The 18,185-nt window shown below is 28.5% G+C and carries 15 protein-coding genes; 13 read left to right on the top strand and 2 right to left on the bottom strand.

Annotated features, from left to right (window positions below):
• Positions 1-53 precede the first annotated feature (53 nt).
• Positions 54-1,010, bottom strand: a complete 957-nt coding sequence (locus tag ACRC28_RS16095; protein WP_438544461.1) for a methyl-accepting chemotaxis protein — start codon at positions 1,008-1,010, stop codon at positions 54-56.
• 38 nt (positions 1,011-1,048) lie between these two features.
• On the bottom strand, positions 1,049-1,720 hold the full coding sequence (locus tag ACRC28_RS16090) for a DUF2225 domain-containing protein (RefSeq protein ID WP_438544460.1): 672 nt from the start codon (positions 1,718-1,720) through the stop codon (positions 1,049-1,051).
• A gap of 173 nt (positions 1,721-1,893) precedes the next feature.
• Here ACRC28_RS16090 and ACRC28_RS16085 point away from each other — a divergent pair, with 173 nt between their 5' ends.
• The 13 genes from ACRC28_RS16085 to ACRC28_RS16025 form a co-directional block, all read left to right on the top strand.
• Positions 1,894-2,685 (top strand): GTP pyrophosphokinase, encoded by a 792-nt coding sequence (locus ACRC28_RS16085; RefSeq protein ID WP_438544459.1) that lies wholly within the window; start codon positions 1,894-1,896, stop codon positions 2,683-2,685.
• A gap of 149 nt (positions 2,686-2,834) precedes the next feature.
• The gene (locus tag ACRC28_RS16080) at positions 2,835-3,548 is read left to right on the top strand and encodes a hypothetical protein (protein WP_438544458.1); all 714 of its coding nucleotides are present in this window, start codon (positions 2,835-2,837) and stop codon (positions 3,546-3,548) included.
• A 16-nt stretch (positions 3,549-3,564) separates the two neighbouring features.
• A complete protein-coding gene (locus ACRC28_RS16075; RefSeq protein WP_438544457.1) occupies positions 3,565-4,644 on the top strand; it encodes an ATP-binding protein in 1,080 nt (359 codons plus the stop codon).
• Between the two features lie 17 nt (positions 4,645-4,661).
• Complete coding sequence (locus ACRC28_RS16070) at positions 4,662-6,002, top strand: vWA domain-containing protein (protein ID WP_438544456.1); 1,341 nt, start codon at positions 4,662-4,664, stop codon at positions 6,000-6,002.
• Between the two features lie 103 nt (positions 6,003-6,105).
• A complete protein-coding gene (locus ACRC28_RS16065) occupies positions 6,106-6,762 on the top strand; it encodes a hypothetical protein (RefSeq protein ID WP_438544455.1) in 657 nt (218 codons plus the stop codon).
• A 72-nt stretch (positions 6,763-6,834) separates the two neighbouring features.
• The gene (locus ACRC28_RS16060) at positions 6,835-7,725 is read left to right on the top strand and encodes an ion channel (RefSeq protein WP_438544454.1); all 891 of its coding nucleotides are present in this window, start codon (positions 6,835-6,837) and stop codon (positions 7,723-7,725) included.
• Positions 7,726-7,971: 246 nt separating this feature from the next.
• Positions 7,972-10,563 carry an ATP-dependent chaperone ClpB gene (clpB, locus tag ACRC28_RS16055; RefSeq protein ID WP_438544453.1) on the top strand — a complete coding sequence of 864 codons (2,592 nt, stop codon included), beginning with the start codon at positions 7,972-7,974 and terminating at the stop codon, positions 10,561-10,563.
• 125 nt (positions 10,564-10,688) lie between these two features.
• Positions 10,689-11,663, top strand: coding sequence for an ABC transporter permease (locus ACRC28_RS16050; RefSeq protein WP_438544481.1), 975 nt, complete (start codon positions 10,689-10,691; stop codon positions 11,661-11,663).
• Positions 11,653-12,552: an ABC transporter permease gene (locus tag ACRC28_RS16045; protein ID WP_438544452.1), complete on the top strand. Its 900-nt coding sequence runs from the start codon at positions 11,653-11,655 to the stop codon at positions 12,550-12,552. The genes ACRC28_RS16050 and ACRC28_RS16045 overlap by 11 nt, the downstream gene beginning before the upstream one ends.
• A gap of 14 nt (positions 12,553-12,566) precedes the next feature.
• The gene (locus ACRC28_RS16040) at positions 12,567-14,129 is read left to right on the top strand and encodes an ABC transporter substrate-binding protein (RefSeq protein WP_438544451.1); all 1,563 of its coding nucleotides are present in this window, start codon (positions 12,567-12,569) and stop codon (positions 14,127-14,129) included.
• 447 nt (positions 14,130-14,576) lie between these two features.
• Entirely contained in the window at positions 14,577-15,578 is a 1,002-nt protein-coding gene (locus tag ACRC28_RS16035; protein ID WP_438544450.1) for an ABC transporter ATP-binding protein, read from the top strand.
• Positions 15,578-16,360: an ATP-binding cassette domain-containing protein gene (locus ACRC28_RS16030; protein ID WP_438544449.1), complete on the top strand. Its 783-nt coding sequence runs from the start codon at positions 15,578-15,580 to the stop codon at positions 16,358-16,360. Before ACRC28_RS16035 ends, ACRC28_RS16030 begins: the two co-directional genes overlap by 1 nt.
• 111 nt (positions 16,361-16,471) lie before the next feature.
• On the top strand, positions 16,472-18,185 hold a 1,714-nt coding region (locus tag ACRC28_RS16025), incomplete at its 3' end, for a GTP-binding protein (RefSeq protein WP_438544448.1).

The following is an 18,185-nucleotide window of genomic DNA, read 5'->3' as shown; positions in this document are numbered from 1 at the left end:
AAGCTATCATAAAAGACTAAATTTCTTAGTCAGATATATGATAGCTTTTATTTTTAGTTATAGTTTTTTGAAAGTCTGTTGATGGTATTTATTGAAATATTTAAATTATTCATAACAGAAGCTTGGATATCCATATTAGCAGAGATTTCTTCAGTTAATGCAGTATTTTCTTGAGAAATAGTATTAACTTTCTCAACGGTTGAAAAGACCTCATCAGTTTTTTCAGAAGCAGAAAGGAGATATTCTATACTGGAATCTATTTCGTTAGAAGCTGAGCCAATAGAGGTTTTTATGTCTGTAAAATTTTGCTTAGTAGAAAAAATTGTATTGTGCTGTGTTTCAACAGCTTTATTACCAGTATTCATAGCAACAGAAGCTTTAATAATGTCTTTCTTTATTTCATCTAAAATAGCTGTAATGCTTTGAACAGCTTGTTTAGAGTTTTCAGCTAGTTTTCTAACTTCTCCAGCAACTACGGAAAAGCCTTTTCCAGCATCGCCAGCACGAGCTGCCTCAATAGCAGCATTTAAGGAAAGCAAGTTTGTTTGGCTTGCTATTTGGCTAATAGAGTCTGTAATAGAGTTAACAGATTCTAACTTAGAGACTAAGGCATCAACAGTAGAACTTGATATAGAAAAAGCACTTTCAAGGTCATTTAAAGAATGGTCTAAAGTTGAAATAGAATCTAATCCTAAATTAGCAAGTTTGTCTGCATCTAAAACAGTAGCTTGAGCATTAGTAACATTAAGTGCTAAGTTTTCCATTGAAGATTTGAAATCAAAAAGCATAGAAGCAGCATTTTCAATTTCATTGCTTTGAATGACACTAGATCTACTTAAATTATCTAATGAACAATTAATATCATTAAACGAAGAATGGATAGTGTCAGAAGAACGATTAAGAGAATTAAGTTCACTTAAAATTTCTTTAGGAATAATGTTTTTTTGTACTATGATTTCTTTCGTTTCTACAACGGAAGATTGAGTTTGTTTTTTACTGAAAAATCCCATTAAAACACTCCTTTAATATAAAATTTATAAATATAAAATTATTCTTCTTTTAAAGCATATCTGGCATTGCGAGCCATTTCTTTAATTTTAGGTGAAGAATTTGTATTTAAAATAACCTTAGAGTACCAAAGCATTGCATTTTCCTTTTGGTTAGTTCTATTGTAAAGTTCACCAATAAGGAAGGTAAGACCATCACGATATAAACCAAAGATAGGAAATGGTTCATTTAAAAAGGCATCTAAAAAGCAATTAAGAGCTTTTTCAAGGAAAAAAAGTTCATTTTTAGAATCATTTTTTAAACGATACATCCAAGCAATTTTGATACTAGTAATGCCTAAAATACTAACTTTCTTGTTGCAAGTATGAGAAACTATTAAAGAAAGCTTGTATCTAGATATGGCAGTATCTACATCAAAAGTAGAAGGATAAGATTTTGGAGTCCATTTAGGTGTTATATTTTCTAAAACTAAACTTTTTTGTTTTTCACGAAGAGATGAAAAATCATGTTTTAAAGAACTATAACCACAAGTATTACATATCCATACATCATAGAAGTAAGGATTTACTCCTTTATATCGTAAGAAAAAGTCTGAGTCTTTAGAAAGGATTCTAGGTTTATTTACTTTAACAGAAAGTTCTGTAAATTTAGAATCACAAACAGGACAACAAACACTTTTATTAAATAAATCGTCATTATATTTAGTCAGCATATTTATTTAGTAATTAATGAACTTAATTACTGAAGAGCACCTCCCTATACAATATGTTATAACAGTAAAATTATACCATAAAAGAAGGGGGGAGAATAAAATAAGAAAAATATTTATACATAATCTAAAATTTTTGTTATAATTATTAGTAGAAAAAAAGTAAGGTGGTTTTTATGGCAGTAAATGATTGGAAAACTTTTCTTGTGCCCTATGAACAAGCGGTAGAAGAGTTAAAAGTAAAATTAAGAAGTATAAGAAAAGAATACAGAAAAAAAAATGAATATTCACCTATTGAATTTGTTACGGGACGAGTAAAGGAAATTTCAAGTATATTAGAAAAAGCAAATAAATTTGGAATTCCTGTAGAAAGAATTAAATTTGAAATGGAAGACATATCTGGAATAAGAGTTATGTGTCAATTCGTAGATGATATTGATAGAGTTATAGAACTTTTAAGAGCAAGAAAAGATATGACTATTCTTTACGAAAAAGATTATGTTAGAAATGTAAAAGGAAGTGGATATAGAAGTTATCATATGATAATAAAATATCCTGTTAATCTTGTTGATGGGCAAGTTGAAATATTAGCAGAATTTCAAATAAGAACACTTGCAATGAACTTCTGGGCAACAATTGAACATTCATTAAATTATAAATACAAGCAACAGATACCGCCAGAATTAAAAGATAAATTAAAAACAGCAGCAGATGCAGCGTTTATATTAGATGAAGAGATGCTTGAAATAAAAGATGAAATAAAAGATGCACAAAAGTTATTTGAAGTTAAATCAGGAATTATATCAAGTATAATGAATAGTATTTTAACTCTTATTTCAATGGGAAAAATACCAGAAGCAAGCAGATATGAAAAAGCACTTAATAAACTAATAGATGATGGGGATGTATTAGAATTAAATAGCTTATTAATATCAATTAAAAAGGAAATAGATAAATATAAGGAATAAATGAGGGGGGGCTATCTTTTAGGTAGTCCCTTTAGTATAGGGAAAAAGAATTTAACTTGAGTAATATAGTCAGAAATGATAAAATAAGAATATAATATTAGATAATAGTTATCTAATAACTATGAATATTATTTAAAGGTGGAAAAATTATGAATGATAAAAAAGAAATAAAGATAGAAGAATTAAAAAAGAATGGATTATTAATAAAAGAAATTGAAAATCAAACTGAAGAGCTTCAATTAATTGCAGTTAAAAATAATCCATTAGCAATAGAATATATAAAAGATTTAAGTGAAGAAGCAGGATTAATGGCTGTAACTAATCTTTGGAATTCATTAAAATATATAAAAAATAAAACAGAAAAAATAATCCAAAGAGCCGTATCGGTAAAAGGATGGGCTATTCAATATGTAGAAAATCCTAGCTATGAAATAAAAAAAATAGCAATAGAAAAAGATTATGATGCAATAAAATATATTGAAAATCCAGAGCAAGAGCTTCAAACTATGGCTATAGAAAAGTACTGGGGAGCTATAAAGTTTATAAAAAATCCAAGTAAAGAAAGTAAGATTTTAGCTATAACTAAGAATGAAGAAGCAGTAAATTTTATTTCAAATTATTCTTACGATGAAATTGGAGATTTTATAGATGCAAATATAAATGTAGTAAAATATGTTTATGATTCAATAGACCCAGATTTAGTTGTAGAAGTATTAAGAAAAAAATTAGAAAATAATGAAATGACTCATAAATATATGCAAGACTTTATCGATTTAGAGTTATTACAAATGGACAAATTAGATTTTGTAAGAACTTATGGAAATAGAGATGCTAAAAAATATATTGTAGATTGTGTTTTATAGAAGAGAGTGGTGAAGTATGAAATATTCAGATATAAAAAATGCTATTAAATTAGTAATGAGTGCAGGAGATGTACCAATCATTGTTGGAGAAAGTGGAATTGGAAAAACATCTTTAGTTAAAGAGATAAGTAAAGAAAATGATGCAAAGCTTATAACAATTGACGCTAACCTTTTAAAGGAAGGAGAGATTGGTGGACTTCCTACAATAAAGAATGGAAGAACTGTTTATGCAACTCATAATAAGTTAGCTTTAGCAGATGAAATGGCTAAGGAAGAGAAGGATGTAATAATATTTATAGATGAACTTAATAGATGTGAGCATGCAGTTCAACAAGAATTAATGAATATTATTTTAAATAGAGAAATTAATGGATTCATTATAGATGAAAAAATAAAGGTAATTGCAGCAGTAAATCCATTTAGTAATGATGGATATAATGGAGAAGGTTATGATGTTGTTGAAATGGATTTAGCACAAAAGGATAGATTTGTTTGGCTAGATATGGAAGCAGATGTTAAAGAGTGGATAAAATGGGGAATGAAAAATGATAATATTGATGATTTAGTAATTCAATTTATTTCAGCATTTCCAGATTACTTAACTACTAAAACAGTAGATGGAGAAATAAAACCAAGTCCAAGAAGTTTTGAAAGAGTATCAAAAGCATTGAGAATATATAAAGCGAATAAAAGAGTTTACACAGAAGACGTGTTTATGAATATTGTAAAAGGTAATGTTGGAAGTGAAATAGCATTAGATTTTATGAACTTCATAAAAGAAAATAGCAAGCAAATGATAGAAGTAAGTCAAATTTTTGAGTTTGATGTGTTGACTTCTGAAATGAAAGAAATGATAAAAGAGGAATCTACATCAAGGTTATATATTTTAATAAAGAAAGTATTAAATTATTTAGAAGATGAAGAAGATAGAAGTGAAAAAATAAAGGTTGTAGGAAGTATTCTAGACCTTTATCCAAGAGATCTAAGACTTGGAATAATGAAGGAAATAAAGAGAGATTTTAAAAATGGACTTTATGAAGAACTTTTAGATACAGATGAATTCTTAAATGCATTCTTTAATATCTATGATTATTAAGATTTGGAAGTGATTTTATGAGATTTGAAGAAAAGATAGAATACCTTTTTAGAAGAGCCTTAGAGATAAATAAAACTAAGGAATATGATGGAAGCTTTGAAAAAGAGTTTTTTGATCTAGTATCAGAGGTTGTAATTTCTCTAATGAAAGGTGAAAATTCATTTTTTGGAAGCTTTATGCTAAAAATAAAAAGAAAGATAAATCTTAATTTAACATGTCCTTTAGGAACTATTCCAAAAGGAACTGAATATATAATGTTTTTTAATCCATATCTTTTTCTTCAATGTTCGCTAACTGAAATGGGAGCTTTATTTAAGCATGAAATATATCATATAATGTTTTCTCATTATAGCAGAGAAAAAGAGCTTAGAAATTCTTTTTCAAAAGAGGCTGTAAATGTAGCATTAGATGTATCTATAAATCAATTTATAAAAGATTTACCAATGGATGCTATGAGACTAGATAGAGTACAAAAACAGTATAACATTGAGCTTAAAGAAGATATGCCTGTTGAATATTATGCAAAGGAAATAGATAGACAGATAAAGAGAAGGAAAAAAGAAGAAAAAAAGAATGTGGAAAGTGATAATGAGGAAAGAAGATTTGATATAGGGACGACTCATGATATATGGGAGAGTCTAGAGGTATCAAAGGAATTAGAAGAGAGTATAAAGAGTAAGACTGTAAATGGAGTAGATACATCACAAGTTCCAGAAAGTATTAGAGAATACATGAAGGATAAAGGTGAGGCAGAAGTTCCATGGCAAAGCATCTTAAAGAAGCTTATTCCATCTATAGAAAGAGGCTATAAAAAAACTACAACTAGATTAGATAGAAGACAAAGAGAGAGGCTGGATTTAAGAGGAAGACTTAGAGATAAAATACCTGAAATAATTGTAGCTATTGATATTAGTGGAAGTGTTAGCAAGGATGAATTTAGGAAAATTATAATTGAAGTAATTCAAATTGCAGAGTCAAGACGTGCAAAGGTTAAGATTATAGAATGTGATAATGAAGTTAGAAGAGTATATAATATAAACTCTATAAATGAACTTCAGGATAGATTTGACTCATTAGGTTCAACAGCTTTCTCACCAGTATTCCAGTATTTGAAGAAAAATAAACTAACCAATAGACCAATAGTTTATTTTACAGACGGTGAAGGTGAAAAAGAATTATCAGTAAAGTGGAATAAGAAAAATATAATATGGGTTTTAACTGGAAAAGAGGAAGAACTTTCTCTTAAAGATGGACCATATATGGTAAAAAGATTAAATAATATTAAAAAAGAAAAAATAGATCGATCAACTGGTATTCAAATGTATAGAGAAATGATGCCAGATAGAAGAGAAGGATAAATTCGAAATATGAATTTATCCTTCTATTTTTAACGAAAAATTCATAAAATAATAGAAAAAGAAGAGGCTATATGATAAAATTACTATATGGGGGATTGGGTAAATGAGAAGTGTAAATTATTTTAAGATAGTGGTTAGTGTCTTGTTAGTAAGCTTAGGAATGAATGTTTATTTAAGTATAAATAAGAAGATATATAAAGAGAAGGCATTAAAAGACACATATACAGATTTAAGAAAAGTAAAAGAAAAATCAAAGAGTAGTGAAGAAATCATAAATATAATATTGGAAAAAGATAAGTATGAAGGGGTTGAAATTCTATACGTTTACAATGACTTCGGTGTAATATCAAATAGCGTGATAAACCTTTGGGCTGATTATGGATTTTTTGAAGAGAAACCAGTTGTACAAGGGAAAAAAATTGATATGAATAATGTAGTACAAGGTGATGTATTCTATAGAATAGAAGAATATTTAAACAATATGTTAGCTAAAATAATGTTAGATAATAGGAGAGAATATAAATTAACAAAAAAAGAAAAAGAAGATATAAATAAAATAAAAAACTTTTTAAAAGAGATAAATGAAATATTTAAAGAATATGATGAAAATAAATTAAAAGGATTAGAAGGGGAAGCTAGAGAAAAAGAAGTAATGAAAAAAGAATATTGGATAGATATGTTAGAAAAAATAAATGAGATAAATTTAAAATATTCTGATTATGATTTTTCTAATGAAGCTCAGGAACAAAATAATATTTAAGAAGAACTTGCCACGGCAAGTTTTTTTGTTTTATTATAAATAAAAGGATAATTAAAACTTAAAGGAGGAAAAATGGGTTATTTTTTAATTTTAATAACTACAATTATTGCAGTTGGTATAATTATAAAAAGAAATTTAAAGAAGAATAATAGAATTATAGAAAAAATAATTAAAATTGTAAAAAATATAAATAAAACATATTATAAAATCTTTACGAGTGGAAAGATTGTGAAAAACATTATAGTAGGAATATTGATTTTATTTGCAGAATTTTTTACATTTGCAAGTATAACATCAGGGGTATATTCTAATTTACAAGTTAAAAGTAATGGAGTAATAGAACTAATTTTAAAGGTAATAATAACAATAGTAAGTTGTATTTTAATTTTCTATGTTATAGGATATGTACTTTTATTTAGTGAAAGAATAAATAGTTTTATAAAAAGTAGTGAAAATAAAGATTTTAGAATTGATTTTTTATTAAGCTATTTTCTAATAAGTACATATATGGCAGTTTTAATTATGTTTCCTATAGAATTTGAAAAGGTTGGATATATTGTTCTTATAGGAATGGGACTAAGTTATTTTTTAAATATGAAGCTTATATTTAGCATTCTTATTAATCCAAGAACTATAAAAAAGAAAGATGAGGAAAGTTTAGAGTTTTCTAGGATGATGATAGTATCAGTATTGATATTAGTAATGATAGTATTAAGTCTTTATTTAGCAGTTTGTGCTGTAAGTACTATAGGTGGAGTTGGATTTAATAATGCAAATGGAAACTTTAGTTTGTTTTATTATACAATAATAACATTTACAACTATAGGATATGGAGATATTGTTCCATTAACAGAGCTTGCAAGGATGCTGTCAATAATTATATCAATAACAAGCGTTATATGTATAACTATATTCTTAAGCAGTATATTATCTTATAGAGAAAAATTTAAAAGTGAAGAATAGAAAAAAGCTAGAAGATTAGGTTACTTCTAGCTTTTTTGATCTAAAATATTTTTGAAATAGTGGTTATAAAAATTAAGAAAAAGGAAAGTCTAATAATGAGAAAAAAGAAGCAAATTGAAGAAAATTAAAGTTTTATATCCCAAAATCACAAAATTTAACAAAATTAGATTGAAAATTTTCTTTGACTTTCTTTGACCTTAGAGTTATGATAAATACAAGATAAGAAATAAATACGAGGTGAATAAAATGAATGTAGAAAAAATGACATTAAGAGTACAACAAGCTTTAAATGAGGCAAATGGTATAGCAATGAGAAATAAAAGTCCTCAAATTGATACAATTCATCTTTTAGGGGCATTATTAGAACAAAACGATGGTTTAATTCCAAACATTTTCACTAAAATGGGAATTGGGGTTAAAGGTCTTGTAGATACAGTAAATAGAGAAATCCAAAATGGACCAAAGGTTAGTGGAGAAACTAGCGTTTATATAAGTAATAAGTTAAATGAAGTATTAATAAAATCAGAGGATATTTCTAAAAAGTTTGAAGATTCATATATAAGTGTTGAGCATTTAATGCTCTCTATTATGGAAGTTGATAAAAATGGGCAAGTAGGAAATATTTTAAGAAATGCAGGAATTACAGAAAGTAGATTTATGGATGTATTAAAAGAAGTTCGTGGAAGTCAAAGAGTAGATACTCAAGACCCAGAAGGAACTTATGATGCTTTAGGCAAATATGGTACAAACTTAAATGATTTAGTTAAAAATCATAAATTAGATCCTGTTATAGGAAGAGATGAAGAAATAAGAAGGGCTATAAGAATTCTTTCAAGAAGAACTAAAAATAATCCAGTATTAATTGGTGAACCTGGTGTAGGTAAAACAGCACTTGTAGAAGGATTAGCTCAAAGAATAGTTAATGGAGATGTTCCAGAGGGATTAAAAGATAAAACTATATTCTCACTTGATATGGGTTCATTAATTGCAGGAGCTAAATATAGAGGTGAGTTTGAAGAAAGGTTAAAAGCAGTATTAAAAGAAGTTCAAAGCAGTGAAGGTAAATTAATTCTTTTCATTGATGAAATTCATACTATAGTAGGAGCTGGTAAAACAGAAGGAGCTATGGATGCAGGTAACTTAATTAAGCCATTACTTGCAAGAGGAGAACTACACTGTATTGGTGCAACTACTTTTGATGAATATAGACAATATATTGAAAAAGATAAAGCATTAGAGAGAAGATTCCAACCTGTTATTGTTGATGAACCATCAGTTGATGATGCAATATCAATTTTAAGAGGATTAAAAGAAAGATTTGAAATTCATCATGGTATTAGAATTCATGACCAAGCAATTGTAGCTGCTGTTAAATTATCAGATAGATATATTCAAGATAGATATTTACCAGATAAAGCAATTGACTTAATTGATGAAGCTGGTGCAATGATAAGATCAGAAATAGATTCTCTTCCAACAGAGCTTGACATGGTAAGAAGAAGAGTATTCCAATTAGAAGCTGAAAGAGAAGCATTAACTAAAGAAAGTGATGAAAATTCTAAGAAAAGATTAGTTTCAATTGAAAAACAATTAGCAGAACATAAAGAAAAAAATGATGAGTTAACTGCTAAATATGAAAAAGAAAAATCTGCAATTATTGAAGTAAGAAATTTAAAAGAAAAGATTGACGATGCAAAAGGTCAGTTAGAAGAATATAAAAGAGCTTATGATTACAATAAAGTTGCAGAAATTCAATATAGCTTAATTCCAAAATTAGAAGAAGAAATGAAAGAGAAAGAAGCGAAGCTTGCTGAAAACTCAGAAGGTTCATTATTAAAAGAAGAGGTTACTGAAGAAGAAATTTCAGAGGTTTTATCAAGATGGACTGGAATTCCAACTTCAAAACTTTTAGAAGGTGAAAGAGAAAAATTATTAAAATTAGATAAAGAGCTAGAAGAAAGAGTTATAGGACAAGAAGAAGCCATACAATCAGTATCAAGTGCTATTCTTAGAGCAAGAGCAGGGCTTAAAGATGAAAATAAGCCAATTGGTTCATTTATCTTCTTAGGACCAACAGGAGTAGGTAAAACAGAGCTTGCTAAAACTTTAGCTAGAACTTTATTTGATACAGAAGAAAATATGATTAGAGTTGATATGTCAGAATATATGGAGAAACAATCTGTATCAAGACTTGTAGGACCACCTCCAGGATATGTAGGATATGAAGAAGGAGGGCAGCTTACAGAAGCTGTTAGAAGAAATCCTTATTCAGTAGTATTATTTGATGAAATAGAAAAAGCACACCCTGATGTATTTAATATGTTCCTTCAAATCTTAGATGATGGAAGGCTTACTGATAATAAAGGGAAAACTGTAGATTTTAAAAATACTATAATCATTATGACTTCAAACATTGGTTCAGCACATCTTTTAGAAAATGAAACTAAAGATGGTGTAAGTGAAGATATTAGAACTAGAGTTATGGATGAAATGAAAATGAGATTTAAACCAGAATTCTTAAACAGAGTTGATGATATTATAATGTTTAAACCATTAAATGAAGAAGGAATTGAAAGAATCATAGATATCTTTATTAAAGAAGTAAGTAATAGATTAGTAGAAAGAAATATTAAATTAGAAATAACTGAAGAAGCTAAAAAAGTTTTAGCAAAAGAAGGCTATGATCCAGTTTATGGAGCTAGACCACTTAAAAGATATATTCAAAACACAATTGAAAATATCTTAGCTAAGAAAATTATAAAAGGTGAGATTGGCTTTGGTATGACAGCAGTTGTTGATATAAAAGATGATGAAATAATTATAAATGGGAAAAACTAATTGTAAAAATGATGAGGCATAAAAGCTTCATCATTTTTTTTATTTATTTAGTAATAAAAGATAAAAAAAAGAATAAATATTAAAAGTGTTGATATCAAAGAATGAATAAAAGAAGGTGATAAGAGATTTTATTTGTTAAGAAATTTGGCCAATTTATTTTGACACTTTTTCTGTTATCTATAATTGTCTTTTATATGGCAAGACTTGCCCCAGGAGACCCATTAAGGTCTTATTATGGTGAGACAGTAGAAAGAATGAGTGAATACGAAAGAGAAAATGCAAAGGAAAATCTAGGGCTAAATGATCCGATTCACATCCAATATGTAAAATGGCTTGGAAATGCAATGGAAGGTAATTTTGGGATATCTTTTAAGTACAAGCAAGATGCAATGGAAGTAATTAAAGGGGTTATTGGTAATACTCTTATTTTAGGCATAATAGCCTATGTATTAACATTTTTAATAGCAATTTTCTTAGGAGTTTTTTCAGCATTACATGAGGATAAATTTATTGATAAAGTTATTTGCTTTATAGGAAATATAACTAATAGTATACCCTCCTTTTGGGTTTCTTTAGTTTTAATTCTTTTCTTAGGTGTTAACCTGAGAATTTTACCTACAAGTGGAGCTTATGATATAGGAATGGAAGGAGATTTAATGAATAGAATAGTTCATTTAATCTTACCTGTAACTGTTCTTATAATAAGTCATTTATGGTATTACACCTATATTATAAGAAATAAGGTTTTAGAGGAAATTAGAGAGGATTATGTTTTGTTATGCAAGGCAAAGGGAGTCCGCAAAAATATAATTCTTTATAAACATTGTATAAGAAATGTAATGCCAGCTATAGTTAGCATTATGGCAATTTCTGTACCTCATATTATAGGTGGAACTTATGTTGTTGAAAAAGTATTTTCATACCCTGGGATTGGAAGTCTTTCATTAGAAAGTGCACAATATCATGATTATAATATGCTTTTAATTCTTTGCTTAATAACAGGTGCATTAGTTATTATTGCAAATATGGTAGGACAGTTTATAAGTTTTAAATTGGACCCTAGAATGAAGCATAAAAAGAATATAGATTATGCAGTTTAATATAAATGACTTTACAAGAGTATCAGGGGATTTAAGAAAAGAGCAGAATGTAAAAATAGTTAAAAAGAAAAAGAGTATAAAAGGTTTTCCAATTATATCACTTGGAATATTAGGAATAATATTTTTAGGATGTATATTTGCAGATTTAATATCTTTTGATGATCCATTTTATATTTATTTAGATAGCGTAAATGTAGCACCAAACGGTAAATTTTTATTTGGAACAGATACTATGGGACGAGATATTTTTTCAAGTATATGGAATGGTGGAAGGATATCACTTTATATAGGAATACTAGCTACAGCTATATCAAGCTTTATTGGGATTTTATATGGAAGTATAAGTGGTATAGCAAACGAATATTTAGATGATCTTATGATGAGATTTTCAGAAATATTATTGAGTATTCCAGGGATTTTAATAATTATGTTTATTCAAGGAATACTTGGGAAAAATAATGCAACATCCATAGCAATAGTTATTGGGACAACTAGCTGGATGAGTATAGCTAAAATGGTCAGAACTGAGGTAAGAAGAATACGAGAAAGCGAATATATTGTTTGTGCAAGAGTTATGGGAGGAGGTTTCTTTTATATATTAAGAAGACATCTATTACCTAACTTTATACCTGCAATTATGTATATGATAGTTACTAGTGTAGGAACAGCAATTGGTACTGAATCTACATTAAGTTTTTTAGGGATAGGATTATCAGCTGATATTTTATCTTGGGGAACTATGCTTTCATTAGCAGATGGTGCACTTCTTACAAATTCATGGTGGATTATAGTTATACCAGGATTATTTTTAGTATTAACTTTGTTATCAATTACAAACTTAGGTAATTACATTAGAAAAATAAACAATAAAAAAGGAAATAATTTATAAAGGGGATATAGGGAATGAAAAGTAAAAAAATTATAGCTTTAGTAATGAGCGTAGGTATCATGGCTGGAATTATGGCTGGTTGTGGTGCTGATAAAAAAGAAGAGGGAGCTGCAAAGCCAGCAGTTTCAAATACTCTTGTTTATGCAAGTGGAGATTATACAAATATCAATCCAGTATTATATGAACATGGTGAGATAAATACATTAATATTTGATGGGTTAACTGATAGAGATAAAGACAATAAAGTAATTCCAGGACTTGCAGAAAGTTGGACATGGAATGAAAAAACTTTAACTTATAAGTTTAAGTTAAGAGAAAATATAAAATGGCATGATGGTGAAAAATTTACAGCAAATGATGTAAAATTCACTTATGATGTTATAAAAGACCCAAAAAATAATTCAGAGATACTTTCAAATTATGAAGAAATAAAAGAAGTTAAGGTTATAGATGAGTACAATATAGAATTTGTATTAAGTGAGCCAAATGTAGCAATCTTAGACTATTTAACTGTAGGTATTATACCTGAGCACATATTAAAAGGTCAAAACATTGCAGAGCATGAGTTTAATAAAAAACCAATAGGAACAGGACCATATAAATTAGAAAAATGGGACACAGGACAAAGTATTACTTTAGTAGAAAATAAAGAATACTACAAAGTAGATCCTAATATAGAAAAAGTAGTATTTAAAATAGTACCAGATTCAAAAGCAAAAGTTATGCAACTTCAATCAGGAGAGGTGGATTTAGCACAAGTAACACCTAAAGATATTGAAGTGTTTAAAGATAAAGATGAATTTAGTGTAAAAGAAATAGTAACAGCAGATTACAGAGGAATTCTTTATAATTTTAATGGAGGATTCTTTAAAGATAATAAGGAATTACCACAAGCACTTAGCTATGCTATTGATAGACAAGGGATATTAGATAGTGTTCTTTTAGGAAAAGGAGAAATTGCATATTCACCAATTCAAAGAGGACCATATAATAATGAAAAAATGGACAAACTTGAATATAATAAAGAAAAAGCAAAAGCTGAAATAGAAAAGCTTGGATGGAAATTAGGTTCAGATAAAGTTTATGAAAAAGATGGAAAGAAATTAGAATTTGAAATTGTTTGTGGGCAAGGAGACCAAGTTAGAATAGATATGGCAAACATTGCAGCACAAAACTTTAAAGAAATCGGAGTAAATGCAAAAGTACAAATAAATGCAAAAGTAGATTGGAAGAATCAAGACACTTATTTAATAGGATGGGGAAGTCCATTTGATCCAGATGATCACACTTACAAAGTATTTGGAACAGATAAAAACTCAAACTTTAGTGGATATTCAAACAAAGAAGTTGATAAACTTTTAAAAGAAGCAAGAAGTATAGAAGATCCAGCTAAGAGAAAAGAATTATACGATAAATTCCAAGTAGAAATGGCTAAAGATACACCATATACATTTATGGCATATATAGATGCAATATTTGTAGCAGACAAAAACATTGAAGGAATTTCAGAAACTACACCACTTGGACATCATGGAGCAGGACTGCTATGGAATGTAGAGGAATGGAAGATTAATTAGAATTTAGAATGAAAAATTAAAAATTAAGAATTAGGGGGAATCGCAAGCGATTCCTTTGGGGGGACTCAAAATTTGTCTGGCGACAAATTTTATCGCGGTAAGGTTTTTAGTTAAGAGGTAATAGGGAAGAGTTGAGTGGGAATTAAAAATTTAAAATTTAGAATTTAGAATTGGGGGGAATCGCAAGCGATTCTTTTGGGGGACTCAAAATTTGTCTGGCGACAAATTTTATCGCGGTAAGGTTTTTAGTTAAGAGGTAATAGGGAAGAGGTAAGAGTTGAGTGGGAATTTAAAATTTAAAATTTAAAATTAAAAATTGAGAATTAAGGGGGAATCGCAAGCGATTCCTTTGGGAGGCTCAAAATTTATCTGCGATAAATTTTATCGCAGGCACACATTAATTCTTAATTCTTAACTCTTAATTCTTAATTAAACAGAGGTGTTTTAATGTTAGATGTTAAGAATTTAGTTGTCAATATTGAGGGTCAGAATGGAATTGTTCAAGCTGTTCGTGATGTTTCTTTTTCTTTAGAAAGAAATGAACTTCTTGCTATTGTTGGTGAGTCTGGATGCGGAAAGTCTATTCTTTGTAGGAGCATTATGAATATACTTCCTAAGGGAGCAACTATAAAGTCTGGTGAAATTAATTTAGAAAATAGAAGAATAGATAGCTTAAATGAAAAGGAAGCTGAGAAGTTTAGAGGAAAGGATGTATCTATGATATTTCAAAATCCTATGACTTCTTTAAATCCAACTATAAGTATTGGAAACCAAATTGTTGAAGGTTTGCTTATTCATACTAAGATGAGTAAGGAAGAGGCTAAAGAGGAAGCTATAACTTTAATGGAGCTTGTTGGAATTGATAGAGCGAGAGAAAGATTTAATCAATATCCACATGAGTTATCAGGTGGAATGAGACAAAGGATTGTTATTGCAATCTCTGTTAGCTGTAAGCCTGATATAGTTATTGCAGATGAACCAACAACAGCGTTAGATGTAACTATACAAAAGCAAATTTTAGAGCTTTTAGTTCATATAAAAAGAGACCATGATTCATCAGTTATTTTAGTAAGCCATGATTTAGGTGTAGTTTCTAGTGTTGCAGATAAAGTAATAATAATGTATGCAGGCAAAATATTAGAGATGGGACGTGTGGAAGAAATTTTTAAAAATCCAACTCATCCGTATACAAAGGGACTTTTAAAATCATTACCAAGTTTAAATGAGGGAATGGAGTATTTAGAGACTATAGGAGGAACTCCACCAAACCTTTTAAATCCACCTATAGGAGACCCTTTTGCAGAAAGAAATAAAAATGCTCTTAAAATAGATTTTTTAAAAGAGCCACCTTTAGTTAGGTTATCAGATACACATATTGTTTATTCATGGGAAGCCTTCTATGAAAAGAATAAGGGGTGTTTAGAGTTTATAGAGGGAGAAGCTTTATAATGAAGAAAATATTAGAAGTTAGAAACTTAAAAAGATATTTTAAGCTTGGAAAAAAGGAATGGATAAAGGCTGTTGATGATGTAAGCTTAGAAGTTAATGAAGGGGAAATACTGAGTGTTGTTGGAGAATCAGGTTCAGGGAAAAGCACACTTGGAAGAGCTATTATTGGAATAAATAGAGAAGGAACTGGAGATATAGTGTATTTAGGAAAACCTATTGGAAAAAAGAGAAGCAGTAGAGAAGAAAGAAAAATTATAGCAGAAACAATGCAAATTATATTTCAAGATACTACGTCTTCTTTGAATTCAAGAATGAAGATAAAAGATATAATAGGAGAACCTTTAAAAATACAAGGAAAGAAAAATAAAAAGGAAATAGAAGAAAAGATAAAAGAAGTGATTTATAAAGTTGGATTAGACGAAACTTATTTAGAATCTTATCCATATGAATATTCAGGAGGACAAAGACAAAGAATCTCTATTGCAAGAGCTCTTACTATGGATCCTAAATTTATAATAGCAGATGAACCTATAGCATCACTTGATGTATCTATGCAAGCTCAAATTGTAAATCTTTTTAAAAAGCTTAAAAAAGAAGAAGGATTAACTTGTCTTTTTATAGCACATGATTTGTCTATGGTTAAGTATATAAGTGATAGAATTGCAGTGATGAATAAAGGTAAATTAGTTGAGATTGGAAATACAAGTGAAGTCTATAATAATCCTCAAAATGAATATACAAAGCTTTTAATAAGTTCAATTCCTAAAATAGAAAAGTATTAGATTATAGGCTACAAGTCAAATAAATGATTTGTAGCCTTTTAAATTTTAAGTGTAAATAAAAAGAGTTTTTAGAGTATAATAGGCTTAAAAGATTTAAAAGGAGGAGATTGAATGAAGAAAACTATAGGTGTCTTTGCTCATGTTGATGGTGGAAAAACTACTTTTTCAGAAAGTTTATTATATAACAACAAAGTAATTAGAGAGAAAGGAAGAGTTGACCATAAGGATACATTTTTAGATAGTCATAATATAGAAAAAGAACGTGGAATAACAATATTTTCAGATGTTGCTATTTTAAATTATGAAGAGGATAAATATTTTTTAATAGATACTCCAGGACATGTAGATTTTTCACCAGAGATGGAGAGAAGCTTAAGTGTATTAGATTATGGAATACTTATAATAAGTGCAGCAGAAGGAGTACAGGGACATACTGAAACTATATGGAATTTACTTAGAAAGTATAATGTTCCAACCTTTATATTTATAAATAAAATTGACAGAGTTTCAGCAGATATTTCTGAAGCATTAGAAGAGATAAAAGTTAAATTAAGTAAGGATATAATTTTTACAGATTTAAGTTTTGAAAGTTTAGATGAAGAGCAAATAGAAACAATTGCAGAGAAAGATGGAGTCCTTTTAGAAAAATATTTAGAAGGTGAGTATTCTAAAGAGCTTTGGATAGAGAAGTTAAAGAATTTTATAAAAGAAGAAAAATTATTTCCAGTATTTAAAGGCTCAGCACTTTTAGATATTGGAATAGTGGAGTTCTTTGAAAGCTTTCATAAATTAACTTATGTAGAAGAAGGAGAAGAAGATAATTTTAAGGGAAGAGTATTTAAAATAAGATATGATGAAAAAGGAAAAAGAATAACTTTTATAAAAGGTATTAGTGGAAAAATTAAAACAAAAGAAGAAATTGAATTTATGGTAAATGGAGAAAAAAAGAAAGAAAAGATAAATGAAATTAGAGAATATAATGGGATAAAATATAAGCTTGTAGATAAGATTGAAGCTGGGGATATTGTAGGGATTGTAGGAATAAATGAGCTTAAAGCAGGAGATTCAATAGGATTTGATGAAAAGTTAAAATTGAATACAACACCAGCCCTTATGGTTAAGGTTATATATGATAAAAAAATAAGTAAAAGTGAAATCCTTAGAATATTTAAAATATTAGAAAGTGAAGATAATAGCTTAAATGTTGTATGGAAAGAAGATATAGAAGAGCTATCTATAAATATAATGGGAAAAATTCAGCTTGAGGTGTTAGAAGAAATATTAAGCGAGAGGTTTAATATTAAAGTTACTTTTGGTGCACCTCAAATAATGTATAAGGAAACTATAAAAGGAGAAACAGTAGGATATGGACATTTTGAGCCTTTAGGGCATTATAGTGAAGTTCATTTAAAGCTTGAAGAAGGCGAGAGAGGGAGCGGAATACTTTTCTTTAATAAATGTCATGCAGACTGCTTAACTACAGGAAATCAAAATCTTATTAAGACACATATATTTGAACGGGAGCATAAGGGAATATTAACAGGAAGTCCTATAACAGATATGAAAATAACTCTTTTAACTGGAAGAGCTCATAATAAACATACTTCTGGAGGAGACTTTAGAGAAGCTACTAAAAGAGCTTTAAGACAGGGGCTTGAAGGAGGAGAAAATAAACTTTTAGAACCTTATTATAAATTTTCAATATCAGCAAATGTAGAGCATTTAGGCAGAATTATGGCAGACATTCAAAAGATGTATGGAGAGTTTAATCCACCAGAGCATTTAAATGAAGAGATAATAAGAATTAAGGGAAGAGGACCTGTTA

The sequence above is a fragment of the Clostridium sp. genome (assembly GCF_051650885.1).
Taxonomy (GTDB): Bacteria; Bacillota; Clostridia; order Clostridiales; family Clostridiaceae; genus Clostridium.
The sequence above is the reverse complement of the archived record's forward strand: the minus strand, read 5'-3'. Positions and strand labels throughout refer to the sequence as shown.